At 37.5% G+C, this 16333-nt stretch carries 16 protein-coding genes; 9 read left to right on the forward strand and 7 right to left on the reverse strand.

All coding sequences use genetic code 11. The features are described from left to right. Positions 1 to 8: 8 nt before the first annotated feature. From ASF92_RS00065 to ASF92_RS00075, 3 genes are all read left to right on the forward strand, one after another. On the forward strand, positions 9 to 1481 hold the full coding sequence (locus tag ASF92_RS00065) for a DUF5687 family protein (protein ID WP_056086030.1): 1473 nt from the start codon (positions 9 to 11) through the stop codon (positions 1479 to 1481). Positions 1482 to 1483: 2 nt separating this feature from the next. Beyond that, complete coding sequence (locus ASF92_RS00070) at positions 1484 to 2176, forward strand: ABC transporter ATP-binding protein (protein ID WP_056086033.1); 693 nt, start codon at positions 1484 to 1486, stop codon at positions 2174 to 2176. Between the two features lie 176 nt (positions 2177 to 2352). Further along, on the forward strand, positions 2353 to 3030 hold the full coding sequence (locus ASF92_RS00075) for an OmpA family protein (protein WP_056086036.1): 678 nt from the start codon (positions 2353 to 2355) through the stop codon (positions 3028 to 3030). Between the two features lie 109 nt (positions 3031 to 3139). Here ASF92_RS00075 and ASF92_RS00080 read toward each other — a convergent pair whose 3' ends face one another. Beyond that, positions 3140 to 3484, reverse strand: coding sequence for a hypothetical protein (locus tag ASF92_RS00080; RefSeq protein WP_056086038.1), 345 nt, complete (start codon positions 3482 to 3484; stop codon positions 3140 to 3142). Positions 3485 to 3622: 138 nt separating this feature from the next. Between ASF92_RS00080 and ASF92_RS00085 the strand changes: the two genes are divergently transcribed. From ASF92_RS00085 to ASF92_RS00095, 3 genes are all read left to right on the forward strand, one after another. Then, entirely contained in the window at positions 3623 to 4645 is a 1023-nt protein-coding gene (locus tag ASF92_RS00085; RefSeq protein ID WP_056086042.1) for a Gfo/Idh/MocA family oxidoreductase, read from the forward strand. Between the two features lie 19 nt (positions 4646 to 4664). Further along, positions 4665 to 5438 (forward strand): zinc-dependent peptidase, encoded by a 774-nt coding sequence (locus ASF92_RS00090; protein WP_056086045.1) that lies wholly within the window; start codon positions 4665 to 4667, stop codon positions 5436 to 5438. Between the two features lie 61 nt (positions 5439 to 5499). After that, positions 5500 to 6396 carry a DUF6263 family protein gene (locus ASF92_RS00095; protein WP_157263654.1) on the forward strand — a complete coding sequence of 299 codons (897 nt, stop codon included), beginning with the start codon at positions 5500 to 5502 and terminating at the stop codon, positions 6394 to 6396. Between the two features lie 17 nt (positions 6397 to 6413). Here ASF92_RS00095 and ASF92_RS00100 read toward each other — a convergent pair whose 3' ends face one another. The 5 genes from ASF92_RS00100 to ASF92_RS00120 form a co-directional block, all read right to left on the reverse strand. Further along, a complete protein-coding gene (locus tag ASF92_RS00100) occupies positions 6414 to 7397 on the reverse strand; it encodes an alpha/beta fold hydrolase (protein ID WP_056086051.1) in 984 nt (327 codons plus the stop codon). A gap of 393 nt (positions 7398 to 7790) precedes the next feature. After that, on the reverse strand, positions 7791 to 8642 hold the full coding sequence (locus ASF92_RS00105) for a hypothetical protein (protein WP_157263657.1): 852 nt from the start codon (positions 8640 to 8642) through the stop codon (positions 7791 to 7793). Positions 8643 to 8646: 4 nt separating this feature from the next. Next, positions 8647 to 9021 (reverse strand): GntR family transcriptional regulator, encoded by a 375-nt coding sequence (locus ASF92_RS00110; protein WP_056086057.1) that lies wholly within the window; start codon positions 9019 to 9021, stop codon positions 8647 to 8649. Between the two features lie 19 nt (positions 9022 to 9040). Further along, the gene (locus ASF92_RS00115; RefSeq protein WP_056086058.1) at positions 9041 to 9859 is read right to left on the reverse strand and encodes a hypothetical protein; all 819 of its coding nucleotides are present in this window, start codon (positions 9857 to 9859) and stop codon (positions 9041 to 9043) included. Between the two features lie 3 nt (positions 9860 to 9862). Next, the gene (locus ASF92_RS00120; protein WP_056086061.1) at positions 9863 to 10690 is read right to left on the reverse strand and encodes an ATP-binding cassette domain-containing protein; all 828 of its coding nucleotides are present in this window, start codon (positions 10688 to 10690) and stop codon (positions 9863 to 9865) included. A 239-nt stretch (positions 10691 to 10929) separates the two neighbouring features. Between ASF92_RS00120 and ASF92_RS00125 the strand changes: the two genes are divergently transcribed. The 3 genes from ASF92_RS00125 to ASF92_RS00135 all read left to right on the forward strand — a co-directional run bounded on the left by ASF92_RS00125 (position 10930) and on the right by ASF92_RS00135 (position 13486). After that, positions 10930 to 11325, forward strand: coding sequence for a DoxX family protein (locus tag ASF92_RS00125; protein ID WP_056086064.1), 396 nt, complete (start codon positions 10930 to 10932; stop codon positions 11323 to 11325). Positions 11326 to 11327: 2 nt separating this feature from the next. Beyond that, positions 11328 to 12317 (forward strand): aldo/keto reductase, encoded by a 990-nt coding sequence (locus ASF92_RS00130; protein WP_056086067.1) that lies wholly within the window; start codon positions 11328 to 11330, stop codon positions 12315 to 12317. A gap of 89 nt (positions 12318 to 12406) precedes the next feature. Next, entirely contained in the window at positions 12407 to 13486 is a 1080-nt protein-coding gene (locus ASF92_RS00135; RefSeq protein WP_056086069.1) for an NADH:flavin oxidoreductase/NADH oxidase, read from the forward strand. A gap of 124 nt (positions 13487 to 13610) precedes the next feature. Here the strand turns inward: ASF92_RS00135 and ASF92_RS00140 are convergent, their stop codons facing one another. Then, positions 13611 to 15929, reverse strand: coding sequence for a TonB-dependent receptor (locus tag ASF92_RS00140; protein WP_056086071.1), 2319 nt, complete (start codon positions 15927 to 15929; stop codon positions 13611 to 13613). Positions 15930 to 16333: the final 404 nt, after the last annotated feature.

The raw sequence follows: 16333 nt of genomic DNA on the forward strand, positions 1-16333 counted from the left end.
AACTATATATGTTGAATACTTTTTTAAGCCATCAATGGAAATCATTCTGGCGTTCACGCAATCGGGGCAGCAGCATTGCCGGGCAAATTGTTCTGGGCTTTTTTATGCTATACTTTCTCGTTCTGGCACTGGGGGCAGGTATCGGAATGCAATTTCTTTTACCGAAAGTTTTCCCAAATCAAGATGTTATTAAAAGCTTTAATGGATTAATACTTTATTATTTTGCTTTCGATTTTATTATGCGACTGCAACTGCAGGAATTGCCAACTTTGAGTATTATTCCTTATCTGCATCTTCGCATTTCCCGAAGCAAGATTATCAATTTTCTGAATGTTAAAGCCTTGTTTTCTGCTTTTAACCTGTGGCCATTTTTTATATTCTGGCCATTCTGCTTTATGAAAATCGCGCCAACTTATGGCGCTTTTGCTACATTGATGTATATTATTACCATTCTCTCGTTATCTGTCTTTAACAATTACCTGGCGCTTTACATCAAAAGAAAATCGATTAGTAATGTACTTTACACACTTGCCGGTTTGGTAATTTTCGCTGCTTTTGCTGCACTTGAATATTATAAGGTAATTTCGGTAATGGCAGCTTCCGATTACCTTTTTAAAGCCATCGCTTCAAAACCTTATATCGGTTTCATTTTTACACTTGCTGCAATTGCTATTTTCTACATCAATTCTACCTTCCTTCGTAAAAACCTGTATACGGAAGAACTCGGCAGCAAACAGGAGAAAAAAGCAAGTACCGATTATGCATTCTTAAATCGCTTCGGCAGAGTAGGCGAACTGGCTGCTTTAGAATTAAAGTTAATCCTTCGCCATAAAAGACCTCGCTCTTCCGTTATAATGGGCTTTTTCTTTTTATTCTACGGATTTATATTCTATAAGGAGAAAGCAATTGACAGGGATGCCTTCGGACAAATGATGTTCGGTGCCATTTTTATGACCGGAATTTCTATTATTATATACGGGCAATTTATGTTTGCCTGGCAAAGTGCGCATTTTGATGGGATACTGGCAAACAAAATCAATTTTAAAGATTTTATCAGGGCTAAATTTTTACTTTTTACTATTGGTTGCACAATAATTACACTTTTAGCGAGTTTTTATGGCTTTTTAAGTCCCAAACTGCTACTGCTGCACGTAGCTGCTTACCTGTACAATATTGGATTTGGAACCGTGGTGGTTCTTTATCTTGCTACTTTAAATTATAAGCGTTTGGACATTACTAAAGCGGCAAGCTTCAATTACCAGGGAACGGGTGCTACCCAATGGCTGTTAATGTTTCCATATGCGCTCACTCCGATTTTGATATATGTTCCATTTGGTATGCTCGACAAACCTTATTGGGGTTTAATTGCCGTTTCTGTTTTCGGCCTTGCCATGTTACTGATGCGCAGTTTCTGGGTAAACTATATTGCAAAAAGACTTGAATTACAACGTTATAAAATAGCCGAAGGCTTTAGAGAATAATTATGATTTTAGAAGTTAAAAATTTACAAAAAGTTTATGGCGATAAAATCGTTGTAAATATACAAGGTTTACATATCGAAGCTGGTGAAACCGTTGGTTTAGTCGGCAATAACGGAGCAGGTAAAACCACGTTCTTCCGTATGCTTTTAGATTTAATAAGGCCGACTCAAGGTGAGGTTTTATCAAAAGGCGAAAATGTGATGCAAAATGATGATTGGAAAAATTACACTGCATCATTTCTGGATGAAGGTTTTTTAATCGATTACCTTACTCCTGAAGAATATTTTATTTTCATTGGAAGTTTGCACGATTTAAGCGTTGCAGATGTTTCTGCATATCTTAATCAATATGGAGAATTTTTTAACGGTGAAATTTTAAATAGCGGAAAATACATTCGTGATTTTAGTAAAGGAAACCAGGTCAAAGTTGGCATTGCTGCGGCATTAATGCAAAAGCCAGAGATTTTAATTTTAGATGAGCCTTTTGCCAACCTGGATCCAACAACTCAAATCCGGTTGAAGAATTTACTTAAAGCACAAAGTGGGAGCATGACTACATTTATATCCAGTCATGATTTAAATCACGTTACTGACGTTTGTAACCGCATCATATTAGTTGAAAAAGGCAGTGTGATTAAAGATTTTAAAACGGACGAAAATACGTTAAAGGAGCTGGAAAGTTATTTCTCTGCATGATATTTTGTACTAATAATAATACAATTGAAGAGTCCTGAGATTTCAGGACTCTTTTTTTGATCAAAAATTATTCTTTTTAAGGCTTAATAGCCGAAATAACTTTAAAATCAAACGACCTTAATTTTTGGCATCGTGTTTGAATATGATGCTAAAGGAAATTAAACCTAATTAGTATTATGAGTATTTCAAGAGTAAAAATAGCAACATTAAGTATAGGATTAGCAGTGGGTTCGATGGCACTTCAAAGCTGTGACAGTTTAACTAAGACACAGAAAGGTGCCGGAATTGGTGCTGCAGCAGGTGGTGTGGTAGGTGCACTAATCGGGAAAAAAGCCGGTAATACAGCAGTTGGTGCTTTAATTGGTGGCGCTATTGGTGGTACGGCAGGTGCATTTATCGGCCGCAGAATGGATAGACAAGCTGCTGAGATTCAAAAAGCAATCCCAAATGCAGAAGTTATCCGTGAAGGTGAAGGTATCATTGTTAAATTTGATAGTGGTATTTTATTCGATTTTGATAAAACAGCATTAAAAGACGCAGCAAAGACGAATGTTCAAAGCTTAGCTGCTTCATTAAATCAATATCCGGATACTGACATTAAAATTATAGGTCACACAGACAGCCGTGGTACTGAGCAATATAATCAGGGTTTATCCGAAAGAAGAGCGGCTGCCGTTAAAGCATATGCAGTTTCTCAAGGTGTACCTTCTTCAAGATTAGTTACTATTGGTAAAGGTTTCGCTGAACCAATTGCAGATAATGAAACTGATGCCGGACGCGCTGCTAACCGTCGTGTTGAAATTGTAATTGTGGCAAACGATGCATTAAAAAACACAGCTAAAACGCAAGGATAGTACGGACAATTCCCTCTACCTATGAGGTCATTATATATCCAACCCTGGTGCCGGAGCATCAGGGTTTTTTGCTATGTGTTATTTTATTTTGCGTGCTTTGCGGTTAAACCTAAGAATAAATATCCTCGAAATAACTGACCACTAACGACTTCATTAAAAGTTCTTGTTCCAGCATTGTGTATGGCGGAATAGCCTTAACTAATTTCCAATGTGGCCAGCCATCCTGGTCCAGGCCTTCTAACTCGTAAAAACCCATTTCGCTTAATAAACGGCAGGTCGCAATGTGCATTAATTCCTCTTTCTGGCGTTTACTGTATTTTTTCGGTCCCTTTCCTAATTCCTGAACACCAATTAAAAACAACATCACTTTCAAGTCAGGAAAATCTGAATCAAATTCCTGTGAAATTTTCTCTTGTAAAATCTTCCACTTGCTGTTTATTTCCGATGGTTTCATGATTACAAAGATAGCGTTAAAAAGTTTAAGCTAAATATTGAAGAAAGAGGCAAAAAAATTTGACGTAAAAAAGTAAAAATTAGATGTTCAGGATTTTCCTTGCATCGTAAAATATATTTTTGGTTACATTTATAATCTATGAGTACGAATTCAAATAAAATAACAGCTGGTCTACTTGCCTACGGCATGTCTGGAAAAGTTTTCCACGCACCATTTTTGAATGCCCATAACGGCTTTAATCTGAAGGCCGTAGTTGAGCGCAGCAATAAAAATGCAATAACAGATTATCCGGAAATCATAAGTTATAACAGTGTTGATGAACTTTTAGCTGATGAAGAAATTAAATTGGTAGTGATAAATACACCAAATAACCTGCATTACGAGCATTCAAGGGCGGCTTTGGAGAATGGCAAACACATTCTAGTTGAAAAGCCCTTTACCGCAACATCAACACAGGCTAAAGAATTATTTGATTTAGCAGATAAAGTAGGAAAGCAGATATTCTTTTATCAAAACCGCCGTTGGGATAGTGATTTCGCATCGGTGAAAAAAGTTCTAGCCAGCGGGAAGTTAGGCAAGCTAAATGAAATGCATTTGCGTTATGATCGGTATAGAAACGTTATTGGCCCAAAAGCTTTTAAAGAAAAGGCGATCGAAGCAAGTGGCCTACTTTATGATTTAGGTCCGCATCTTTTAGACCAGGTTATCAGTTTATTCGGTAAACCTTTAAGTTTTCATAAAGTTTTAGGTAAAAACAGAAAAGACACGCTTGTTGATGATTACTTTACCATTCAGCTATCTTATGCTGACAGCGTAAACGTCTTTGTTACCTCCAGTATGCTGGTCGTAAATCCGCAGGCCGCTTTCGTTTTGCATGGCGTTTATGGAAGTTTTATTAAACAAAGAGCCGATATACAAGAAGAACAACTACTTGCCGGAATGAAACTGACAGATGATGGTTATGGTATCGAGCCTAAAGGTAAAGATGGTTTGTTAACTACGATCGATGATGACGGAAATAAAACGGAAGAAATTATTCCTTCAGAAATTGGAAACTATTTACCACTCTTCGACGCCGTTTACGAATCACTAACCACTAACATACCTTATCCTGTAAGTCGAGAAGATGTAATTACACAGTTAGAAATAATAGAAAGTTAATACATTCTTCAATCTCCTTATGAACTCCTTGCCCTTTGCCTATTTAATTCCCATATTTCTTATCGCCCTATATTTTATCCTGCGGAAAAAGAAACCTGTAATTGAACCTTTAACAGAAACCGACAGGCAAATTCTAAACGACTACGTGGGCTACTACCATCATCTGGACTCTACTGACAAATTAAAATTCGAACAGAAAGTTGCTGAATTTTTTAGTGCCGTAAAAATCGAAGGCGTTGGCGTTGAAATGACTACACTGGACGAGTTGTTGATTGCATCAAGCGCTGTAATTCCGATTTTCGGATTTAGCGACTGGCAATATAAAAATCTGACGAGCGTTTTGCTTTATCCGGATACTTTTGATAAAGACTTTCAATTTGAAGGAGCTGAAAGAAATATTATGGGCATGGTAGGCAGTGGCTATATGAACGGGCAAATGATTTTATCCCGATCTGCGTTAAGACATGGGTTTTCGAAAAGTGCTGGTAAAGAGAATACAGCCATTCATGAGTTTGTACATCTTTTAGATAAATCTGATGGTGCAACAGATGGTGTTCCGGAAAATTTGATGAGCCATGAATATACTTTGCCCTGGATAAAAATGATGCACGAGGAAATAAAACGAATTGAAAATAATAAATCGGATATCAACCCTTATGCGATTACCAATGAGGCAGAATTTTTTGCTGTCGTTTCGGAATATTTTTTCGAAAAACCTGAATTACTTAAAGAAAAACATCCTGATTTATACCAGCAATTATGTCACATTTTTGCTCAGCAACCCGCCGGATAACAGGAACAAAATGAAGATTGCTGTAATCAATTTCAATCACAAAATTAATTAACAACCAATAATGAAAGCATTTAAAATATCCCTATTTATTCTATGCCTGTCCTCGCTAAGTACCTTTGCACAGAAAACTTACTTGTTGAAACAGGATTATCCAATAGGTAAAAAGTATGGCTATACCATTAATTCTGATCAGATAATTAACCAGAAGGTAGATGGAAAAGAACTTAGCTATATTCAGAATGTAGGAACAGATTACCTGTTTGATATTGTTGGTGTAAAAGGCGTGGAAAAAAGTGTCAAGGTTACTTACAAAAGATTAACTATTAAATCTGTTGGAATGGGCAATGAATTAATTCTCGATTCCGATAAAGAAGAGGCGGGTAAACCGAATCCGTTTTCCGGTCTGAAAAACGCCAGTTTCAGTATGGTATTGGGTTCAAACGGCAGCGTTAAATCTGTTTCTGGAGTAGGAAAAATGATTGATAGCATGGCGGCAAAAATGACAACTGATACTGCTCAGCTTAAGCAGTTTAAATTATCTTTAAGTAAACAGTTTAATGCAGAAGTTATCAGACAAACCATGGAATCATCATTAAAAATTTTCCCTGAAAAGGCTATTAAGGTTGGTGAAAGCTGGGTGGTTAATACAAAAATGCAAATTACCATGCCAATTGAAGCATTGACAACGTATACACTTAAAGAAGTTAAAGATAATTTGGCAACGCTTAGCGTAAAAGGGAATCTGGTTTCAAAAGGAAGTTTTGTGGCGATGGGGAACGAAATGCAAACCGATCTTAAAGGAATAAATATTGGCGATGCACAAATTGACATCAGAACAGGCATGATTTTAAGCAGTCACACCAGAATTGAGTTGTACGGGAAAATGAACGTTGCCAATCAAGCCATTGATTTTGATATGGAAGGAATAAACAATGTTATAGGCAAAGAAGTAAATTAGTGCTGCTTACATTTAAGCTATAAACTGCCTGTTAAAGCAACCAAAAATTCAGTAGGTATTTCAATGTGAGGGATGTGGCCACAAGCTTCAAATTCAACAATTTTTGCGCCCTTTATTTTTACTGCTGTATTTTTACCCAAAAATTTGTACTGGCCATAAATTACTTTTTGGTCTTCATTTAACAGCGCTTTTCCAATTATTGTCCTGTCTTCTTTACCAATAAATAAAATTGTTGGCACCTTTAAATTTGGAAATTCATCTACTACAGGTTCATCATAAATCATTTTATAAGTTAAAGCCGCAACCTTTGCATATTTAGGGAAATCTGCACTGTAAATTACACCTGCTGCCACATTGACAAGTGCTTCATATTCAGGTTTCCAATAGGTAAAATAGCTACGATAATATTGACGTATACTTTCGGGTGTGTTTTTAAGCTCACGTTGGTATTGTTCCTCAACAGTAGACGTTGGGACAAATGTTTTATAGTTTTCTAATCCAATTGGGTTTTCTAACAGAAGTTTATCCATTCTGTCCGGGAACATGAGTGCAAAGCGTGTTGCTAACATTCCGCCCATACTGTGTCCCAAAATAGAAATTTTTTGAATGCCAAGCGTATCCAATAACTTTTTATCCCATTGGGCAAGTTGTGTAAAACTATAATTGATTATCGGTTTTGATGAACGGCCAAAACCAATCTGGTCAGGAACAATAACCCTGAAACCATTCCCCGCTAAAGCCCGAATTACATTTCCCCAATAGTAGCCGGCAAAGTTTTTACCATGAAAAAGCATTACTGTTTTGCCGTTAGCGGTACCCGTAGGCGCAACATCCATATATGCCATTTTAATATCTTGTCCTTCTACAGAAATTGGTAAATATTTTATCGGATAAGGATATTTCACATTTTCCAGATTGATAGATAATGTATCGATTTTTTGAGCATAGATGCCTGTAAAAGATATTGTTGTGATGGCAAGTAGAAGTAAAAAACTTTTCATGTTCGAATATTTGTGGCAATATAATTTGCTAATCGGCCTAATTTAATAATAATTAAGACTATTGAGCTGACCAAGATAGATTAAAAACCATGCCTATTTTTCATATATGCGAACAGCAGACCATTATAAATTCGATTTGAACTTAATTTTTTTTAAATATTCAATCGCATTAAGGCAGAAGCGCGATGCCTGAGGGAAGTAAGACATATCCGATTTGGATATGAATCGCTAACGGCAAGCTAGCGCTGAATTTAAGGATACTGCTCAAATCGCCAGATACAACCACTTAACGAAACTAAGTTTTATGATGCAAACAGAATACTAGCTGACGATGTAAAAATCAGTAAGCTTTAGGTACCAATACTGGTATCTAAAGCTTACAGAACTCTGTTCTTATTTATTAAACAATGTTTTTAAAATCGATGCAGACATGGATACAGATGTTGAATCTGATAAACTGCCTGAGGATTTAATTACTTTAATGTTTTCTAATTTCAAATCAGATTTTCCTGATGTTTTGATGTAAAGATTATCAATTTGAAATTTTTTACTGTTATCGTTTTGGCCAGAGATGTTAATATCTGAGTTACCCTCAGCATTAATTATTAACGATTTGTATGAAGCCCATTCCGATTCAAAATTTGAATTTTTAAGCTCTAAATTTACGAATCCAACGTTGAGGTTGTTACTGAAGTTTAACCTATCAACATCATTAGCTATAGCCGTTATTTTATTTATTTTTGATTCCGAGCCTATAGAAACTTCAGTCATTGAAGTTGTATTCAGCAGTAAAGAATCGGCAGTCGTGCTCAATGATAAGCCTTGTCCCTTTGCCATGCTCAACTGTTTAAAGTTTGGTGAATAAATAATCAGCGAAGCATAAGAACTTGCTCCTTTGACTATATCTTTAATGCTCAATTGCAAAGTGCCATTTTCATCAACATTAAATGAAATCGCATTTTTATCTTTCTCTTGAATCTTAATTCCAGCTTTGGAATCCTTAATTAGTTGAATATTTAAAAACATTCCCTTTGCATCGTTTATGCTCACTGCCGAAAAAGAGTTAACGATTTCACGGCTACTAAAGCCTTCAGTTGGTGTAGCAAAGCGGTTCATGGTTTTACTCTCTTCTCTAAAAGATTTTGCATCCCTATAGTTCATTTTAACCGTTATGGCAACAACGATAATTGGAATTATTATCAGGGAAACTGCCAGTGCAATTAATAGTTTATTACTTGTTTTCATGTCTTTAAGCGTTAAAATTTTCTTCAACAAACAATTCATATTTGGCTTTGAGTTCATCAAAACCAATGTTCAGCAGGTAGATGTTTCTAAATACCACGGGTAATTCATCATCAATAAACTGCACTTTTCTATAACTCTTCACATTTTCAGTTGCACTTTCACCAACAAAGAAGCCAATACCTCTTTTATTATTAATGATATTTTTATTTTGCAATAATTCGTATGTGCGCATTACAGTGTTGGGGTTAACTTCCATTTCTACAGCCAGTTCCCTAACTGAAGGCACTTTTTCGTCGGCTTTCCATTTTCCTAGCAAAATATGTTCGCAAACATAATCTGCTATTTGAAGGTATATTGCCTTATTATCTCTAAATTCCATATGTATACCAATTAAAAAATTAAACCTCTTTCTCTTTCAGGCGCACGTAAGCTATCGCCCAGAAAATTAATGTTAAGGCTGTTGTTACCAGAAAAATCAGTAGAAATGCTAAGTCCTCTTTATTCTGGTGAGCACCATGGTGAACACTAACCATATTGCGCGTTAATAGGCTTGCCGATTTGTAAATGATGTAGCTTGCTGCGCCAATGAAAATCATAACCGAAATTGCTGTTTTGATGTAGTGAAACCTATTGAAATATACAGAGCCCAGAAGAAAAATACTGGTAACAAGAAAAGGTATTGCAATTAAATGCAAAAAATAATTTCTATAGTTTTCTTCATTTACGATTTGGGCAGAAATGCTTTCGGCAGCTTTTGGAAATGTAGTTTTAGCGCCACCCACTTTAAATTCTGAAAGATGTGCATTAATGTATTTTACAAAAGACAGATCGACGAGATAAAACAAAACTAAATATGTGGCAAGGCTAAGGATAGCCGTATAAAAAACAGCACCTAAGAACTTTTCAAATGTAGAGGCGGGTGTCATCAGCTCAAAAATTGCCCTCGATTTTTGACCCATCAAGGCAAAATAGCTGCTTGCAACTACGCTTATAAAAATGAAACCCAGGATTAGGAATAAGCCGTATCTAAAGCGCATATCTAAATTTCCGTCGCTATCGTAGTTATTATATCTCGACGGAGCTGGCACGTTCCAGGCATAAAAGCCAATAACAATTCCAATAATTGCCATAAGGCTTATTAAATATATCTTTCCAAAATCCAGCCATTGTCTTTTAAGCAATAAGCCAAACCTGTTTATGTTAAATGTATTGTTCATCGCTTAGTTAAATAGAGGTTTAAATTTGATTTTTTCTGCAAGAATGGCATTAAATAAAAGTTCCATATCCAGTTTGCTGTCTTCATTATGGTAATTTGGCAGCACGGCGTTATAGCCTGATAAAGAAGCCTCGGCATAAATGATGCTGTCGTCGATTTCTTTTACCTTTTTAAAAGTGAGTTTCTCTGTAATTTCTTCTACAGATGCCTTCAATGCTACATCGTTTTCATCCAGCATAATAACGGTATCGATTAAATTATCTAAATCCCTTACCTGGTGCGTTGATATAATAATGCATCTGTCTTCCGTCATTGCTGAAGCCATAATTTTTCTGAACTGTGCTTTTGAGGGGATGTCTAAACCATTGGTTGGCTCATCCATAATAACTAATTTAGCTTGTGTTGCCAGGCCAAAAGCAATAATAAATTTTTTCTTTTGGCCATAACTCATGTTAATCAGTTTATTGCTGGCCGGGATGTCGAATTCTTTCAGCAGCTCTGCGAAATAGCTATGGTTAAAATTTTTATAAAAAGGGGCATTGGCTTTCAAATAAGAATCAATTTTAACCGAAGGCAAATAAAATTCTTCCGGAATAAAACAGATTTGCTCAAGCAGAGCCGGCTGACGCTTTGCAGGATTGTAACCCATAACGTTTAAAGTGCCACTTTGTGCATAAACCAGGCCTGCAAGATTTTTTAACAGCGTTGATTTACCCGCGCCGTTTTTTCCAAGCAAACCGTAAATATGACCGTTGCTTAACTGCATACTCATATTTCTAAATAGTGGCTTATGCTTGTTGTAACCAAAATTCAAATTGTCAATCTTTATCATATCTACTGTATTAGTTAAATAATACACTAAAGTATGTACTATTTCTATATCCTCCAAATTATTTTTGAAAAAAGTTTTACGTAAGGAGGAGCGCGTAAGGCGTTTTCAGTCATACGCCCTACGTGCTCCGCTCCTCGCGCTTTGCCAAAGGGCCATGAAAAGGTAAAATATCAGTCCAATAACTATTGCATTAAAACATCCTTAACTTGCCAATTGTATTTATATAACAACAGGATTTTATGGATAGAAATTGGGCTTACTTACTCGGTCGATTAGCAATCGGATTAAGTTTCTTTGGACATGGATTAGTACGCTTACCCAAACTAGCCGGTTTTAGTAATTGGATGATGGGGCAATTTTCAAAGTCGGCTTTGCCGGATTTTCTGGTTTTGCCTTTTAGTTATGCTTTGCCTGTTTTGGAGTTTGCTTCGGGACTACTCATTCTGATCGGATTGTTTACCAGACAAAGTTTACTATTGGCAGGAGCAGTTTCTTTAGCCCTGATATTTGGAACAACAATGATAGAAAATTGGGAAGCTTTGGTATCGCAACTCATTCACGTGGCGTTTCTAGCCTTTTTGTTGGCTTATTTACCATTAAATATTTATGCGATTGATAATAAATTAAAAAAATAATTATGGAATACAGAAGAATTGGAAATTCAGATTTAGAACTTTCAGTAATCACTTTCGGGGCATGGGCTGCCGGTGGCTGGATGTGGGGTAGTACGGATAGAAATGATGCGATTAACGCAATAAAAGCGGGTTATGATTTAGGTGTAACTTCGATTGATACGGCTCCGATTTATGGTCAGGGCGATAGCGAAGAAATTGTGGGTGATGCAATCAAAGGAATTTCAAGAGATAAGCTGCAGATTGTAACCAAGTTCGGAATGCGCTGGGATTTAGATAAAGGTGAGCTGGCAATGAAATCTAAAAACAATGATGGTAAGGACATCAACATTTATAAATACGCAGGTAAAGACAGCGTAATCTACGAATGTGAGCAATCATTGAAGCGTTTAGGAACAGATTATATCGATTTATATCAGATTCACTGGCCTGATGTAACGACGCCAATAAGCGAGACTTTCGAAGCGGTTGCACGTTTAATTGAGCAGGGCAAAGTGCGTTATGCCGGTGTTTGCAATTACAACGCCGAACAGTTGAAAGAAGCTGATAAAACTTTAAATATGGTTTCGAACCAGATTCCTTTTAGTATGGTTAATCGTGGTGTTGAAGATGAAACTGTACCACACTGTATTGAAAACAATAAATCTATTCTAGCGTACAGCCCTATGGAACGGGGTTTATTAACCGGAAAAATGACAGCCGGTTATAAATTTGAAGAGGGCGATCATCGTAAAGGGAACAAATTTTTCCTTCCTGAAAACATAGATAAAACAAATGCATTTTTAGCGAAGATCAAGCCTTTGGCGGATGAAAAAAATGCATCTTTGTCGCAACTGGTTTTGCGATGGACAATAGAACGCCCGGGTATTACAATTGCTTTAGTTGGAGCAAGGAATGAAGAACAGTCGATTCAAAATGCCAAGGCCGTTGATGTTAAATTAAATAGTGAAGAAATCCAGTTTATCAATACAGAATTAAAAAACGCAGGCTTTTAAAATAATCCAGACTATGCAAACGTTTCATGATCGAAATTCTTTGTGTACTCTGTTTATTTCTTTATGCCCTTTTTGGTTAAAAAAAACATATGTCTAAATTATTTTCCCCTTTAAAATTAAAGGATATTACCTTAAAAAATAGAATTGTTATTTCCCCGATGTGCCAGTATTCCGCCGTTGACGGCTTTGCTAACGACTGGCATCTGGTCCATTTAGGAAGTAGAGCTGTTGGCGGCGCCGGATTAATTATACAGGAAGCTTCAGCCGTTCTTCCCGAAGGAAGAATTACCTATGCCGACCTGGGCATCTGGAAAGATGAACACGTGGAGAAACTGAAACAAATTGTTTCTTTCATCCATAGTAATGGAGCGATTGCAGGTATTCAGTTAGCCCATGCCGGCAGAAAGGCAAGTTGCGAATTACCCTGGCATGGTGGTGAACAAATTGCAGAAGGAGAAAACAGCTGGTTACCCGTCGGGCCTTCGCCTATTCCATTTAAAAAAGGCCAGGTAACACCCCACGAATTAAGCATCAAAGAAATTCAGGATGTAGTTTTTGCTTTCCGTGCTGCAGCCAAAAGAGCTTTAGATGCGGGTTATAAAGTAGTTGAAATTCACGCTGCTCATGGTTATTTATTGCACGAGTTTTTCAGCCCCTTGAGTAATAAACGTACCGATCTTTATGGTGGAAGTTTCGAGAACAGGATTCGATTAACCATCGATGTGGTGGAAGCCGTTCAATCGGTTTGGCCGGAAAACATGCCCGTGTTTGTTCGCATTTCTGCCACAGACTGGACTGAAGGGGGATGGAATGAAGAAGATTCGGTTCAACTGGCTGCGGTGTTAAAAGATAGAGGTGTAGATTTAATTGATACCTCATCAGGCGGAAATGTTCCCGATGCAAAAATCCCGGCGGGACCAAATTACCAGGTTCCCTTTGCCGACAAAATCAGGAATGAAATAGGCATTTACACCGGCGCTGTTGGGGTAATTGTAGATGCCAATCAGGCAGAAGCAATTTTAGAAGAGGGCAAGGCTGACCTTATATTTATTGCCAGGGAATCTTTAAGGGATGCTTATTTCCCCACACATGCTGCCCAGATTCTAGGTGATGATACGGAATGGCCAAATCAATACGTAAGGGCCAAGAGAGAAACTTTTAAAAAGTAGTTCCATATTTAGCCACAGATTTACAGATTAAAATATTGATTAATCTGTAAATCTGTGGCTTTTTATTCATTTCGTCATTGCTAGAAGGCTTTTCAGCCGACGAAGGAATCCTTTCATTCGGGTATTACTTCGCTAACGTAAAAGGCATATACAGTCCGAAAGTGAGGTTTCTTCCAGCATTGTAAACACCTAAATTCGGATTTTCATAATCAAAACGACCAGGCTTATACCTACTCAAAGCATCATAATATCTTTGATTTAACAGATTATTTGCAGAAACGGATAATTTAACCGGCTGTTTCCCTAAATTGAACGTGGCGCCAATTCCTGCATTTAACAAAGTATAGCCACTTGTTGGCGTTTCAAAAACAGCATCGACACGATTCTGTTTAAAGGCAGAATTTATCCCAACTGATAAATATGCATCATTTGTGCCTTTTAACTTTGGTTCAAAACGCAATTCATTTCTCAGTGTTCCTGCGGGGATAAAAGCTAAGGGTCTGCCAAGGGTATTGTTTTGCGCATGTACGTAACCGAAGGTATTTTCGAAATGAATAAATGGAACCGGATGGATGGTTAAACTTGCCTCTGCGCCATACAGATTTGCGTTGACCTGGCCATATCGGTAAACCGGGTATTCGTCTCCTTCAGCGGTAATGGTTTCACCATTATTTGAAGCATAAATAAAATTGTGAACGTAGTTATTATAAATACTTGCACTTGCACTTACAATTTTACCCTCATATTCTAAAGCCGCGTCAACCTGGTAGCTGCGTTCAGGGCTTAAATTCGGATTACCTATCTCATAGCGAAAAGTACCCTCATGCACTCCGTTTGAACCAAGTTCTGCCGGGTTTGGTGCGCGAAATGCAGAACCTGCATTCGCCTTGAAGTTCCATTCTTCGTTAAACTGATGGGTAAAACCTAAAGCACCGCTTACATTCGAAAACTTGTTTTCAAACGCGGGAAATTGCTCCTCTCCATCTACCAGCAGTTGCTTCCCTGTATTTTTACGGTAGTCATAACGGGCACCCAGACTGAAGGTATTTGCATCCCAGTTTTTCTTTGCGTAAGCAAATACACCTACACCGTAGGTATGGTAAGCAGGGATTAAAAACTCAATGCCTTTATTCTGACTTCTACCGGCATCAGCACTTAAGCCAATTACAGGTTGCCACCCATCACCGGTTTCATGGATGTAATATTTTAAATCGGCATTGTACGTTTTAAGATCGAAAAATAAAGAAGGATCCGGCCCGTCTTCCAGCTCACGACGCTGGTTTTGCTGATAACCAAAATCTGCTTTTAGATTACCATTACCAAGGATGAAATTATTGTTTAGAGCAATTTTAAAATGGCGGATATCCTGACGGGGATAATTTAAATCTCTGCTTTTAAAATCTGATGTTGAAAAAGGATCGCCATTTTCTTTAACAAAATTGCCTGCAGCATCTAAGGTAGGTTCATAGAAACCAATGTTATTACGGAAGCTGGAAACATTTAAATGCGTATAACCCCAACTTTTGTTCAGGCCAACCATACCACTTAAATCTGTTTCGTTGAAGCCCGAATTAGGAAAATAACCAGTTGGTGTTTTGAACGAATAGGCATTTTTATAAGTTCCACGGGCTCTCCATACAAAACCATTTGCATTACCATTTAACATTAATGAGTTTGCTGTCAGGCCATTATTCGTTGAGTAATTGCTAATAAATTCGCCTCTGGTTTGTCCCTCAGGCGCAGAACTGGGCTCCAATAAATTGATAACACCGCCCAATGCATCAGATCCATACATTAGAGATGCAGCTCCTCTTAAAACTTCAATCCGGTCTGATTTAAACTGGTCAATTTCAATACCATGTTCATCACCCCATTGCTGGCCCTGCTGTTTAATTCCATCATCCAGGGTTACGATTCTGTTATAACCCAATCCCCTGATAACCGGTTTTGAAATCGATGGCCCTGTTGTAATTTGCGATACCCCGGGGATTTTTGTCAACGCGTCGATTAAATTTGTTGACGGCTGTAGTAACTGATCCTTTCCTAAAACCGCAGCTGAAGCACTGTTTCGTTTACTGGTACTACTGATTAAACTTCCTGTAATTACGACTTCCTTAGTTTCAATGGCGGTAGGTTGAAGGGAAAATTCCAAAGCGCCGGCAGTTGCAAAATTCACATTCTGTGTTGCGGTTTTATAACCAATAAAATGAACTTCAACTAAATAAGTTCCTCTCGAGGGCAGGTTGTTTAATGTGAATTCGCCGTCACCATTGGTTTGTGCAGTAACCTTTAAATCCGGGATAAATATGGTTGCCCCTGGCAAGGCTTGTTTGGTCGAAGCATCTGTAACGTTACCTTTTATGTCTTTTAATACGTTTGCAAAAACCGGCGTAACCAAGGAAATATATAGAATAAGAGATCCTATAAGCTTTGATATTTTCATGTTATGTGTATTGATGGTGTGAGATAGCCAGCAAATAGCGCAAAATAGCCGCCATGCTTTACTATCTATGTAATAATTGATTAACACTCTTAAGTGTTTGAAAAGAAAAATCAGGCTAAAGGAGGCCCTCGTAAACTGGTACGCCTTATTTCTGTGAAGAAACTTTTAAGTACAGGGTTTGCCTGACTGAAGATTTTCGCGGAAAGGAATATTTTATAAAGCTGATGCGTTTGAACGTAATTTTTTTCAAAGCCTGCATTACAGATTAAACAGTTTTCAGTATGCGCCTGAACGTGGCTTAAGTGTTTGCAGTTAACTTCTTTGGTAACAGCCGCGACAGGCTGATGTTGATGTAATAAATTCCAGGGTGTTAAAGCAATAGTAAAAACCATCAGCATTACTGC

This window comes from Pedobacter sp. Leaf176 (assembly GCF_001424305.1).
GTDB lineage: Bacteria > Bacteroidota > Bacteroidia > Sphingobacteriales > Sphingobacteriaceae > Pedobacter.

Bases quoted from the DNA above. Each gene is read 5' to 3' on its own strand.
- ASF92_RS00065 (WP_056086030.1), top strand. From the start codon at position 9: ATGTTGAATACTTTTTTAAGCCATCAATGGAAATCATTCTGGCGTTCA.
- ASF92_RS00070 (WP_056086033.1), top strand. From the start codon at position 1,484: ATGATTTTAGAAGTTAAAAATTTACAAAAAGTTTATGGCGATAAAATC.
- ASF92_RS00075 (WP_056086036.1), top strand. From the start codon at position 2,353: ATGAGTATTTCAAGAGTAAAAATAGCAACATTAAGTATAGGATTAGCA.
- ASF92_RS00080 (WP_056086038.1), bottom strand. From the start codon at position 3,484: ATGAAACCATCGGAAATAAACAGCAAGTGGAAGATTTTACAAGAGAAA.
- ASF92_RS00085 (WP_056086042.1), top strand. From the start codon at position 3,623: ATGAGTACGAATTCAAATAAAATAACAGCTGGTCTACTTGCCTACGGC.
- ASF92_RS00090 (WP_056086045.1), top strand. From the start codon at position 4,665: ATGAACTCCTTGCCCTTTGCCTATTTAATTCCCATATTTCTTATCGCC.
- ASF92_RS00095 (WP_157263654.1), top strand. From the start codon at position 5,500: ATGAAAGCATTTAAAATATCCCTATTTATTCTATGCCTGTCCTCGCTA.
- ASF92_RS00100 (WP_056086051.1), bottom strand. From the start codon at position 7,397: ATGAAAAGTTTTTTACTTCTACTTGCCATCACAACAATATCTTTTACA.
- ASF92_RS00105 (WP_157263657.1), bottom strand. From the start codon at position 8,642: ATGAAAACAAGTAATAAACTATTAATTGCACTGGCAGTTTCCCTGATA.
- ASF92_RS00110 (WP_056086057.1), bottom strand. From the start codon at position 9,021: ATGGAATTTAGAGATAATAAGGCAATATACCTTCAAATAGCAGATTAT.
- ASF92_RS00115 (WP_056086058.1), bottom strand. From the start codon at position 9,859: ATGAACAATACATTTAACATAAACAGGTTTGGCTTATTGCTTAAAAGA.
- ASF92_RS00120 (WP_056086061.1), bottom strand. From the start codon at position 10,690: ATGATAAAGATTGACAATTTGAATTTTGGTTACAACAAGCATAAGCCA.
- ASF92_RS00125 (WP_056086064.1), top strand. From the start codon at position 10,930: ATGGATAGAAATTGGGCTTACTTACTCGGTCGATTAGCAATCGGATTA.
- ASF92_RS00130 (WP_056086067.1), top strand. From the start codon at position 11,328: ATGGAATACAGAAGAATTGGAAATTCAGATTTAGAACTTTCAGTAATC.
- ASF92_RS00135 (WP_056086069.1), top strand. From the start codon at position 12,407: ATGTCTAAATTATTTTCCCCTTTAAAATTAAAGGATATTACCTTAAAA.
- ASF92_RS00140 (WP_056086071.1), bottom strand. From the start codon at position 15,929: ATGAAAATATCAAAGCTTATAGGATCTCTTATTCTATATATTTCCTTG.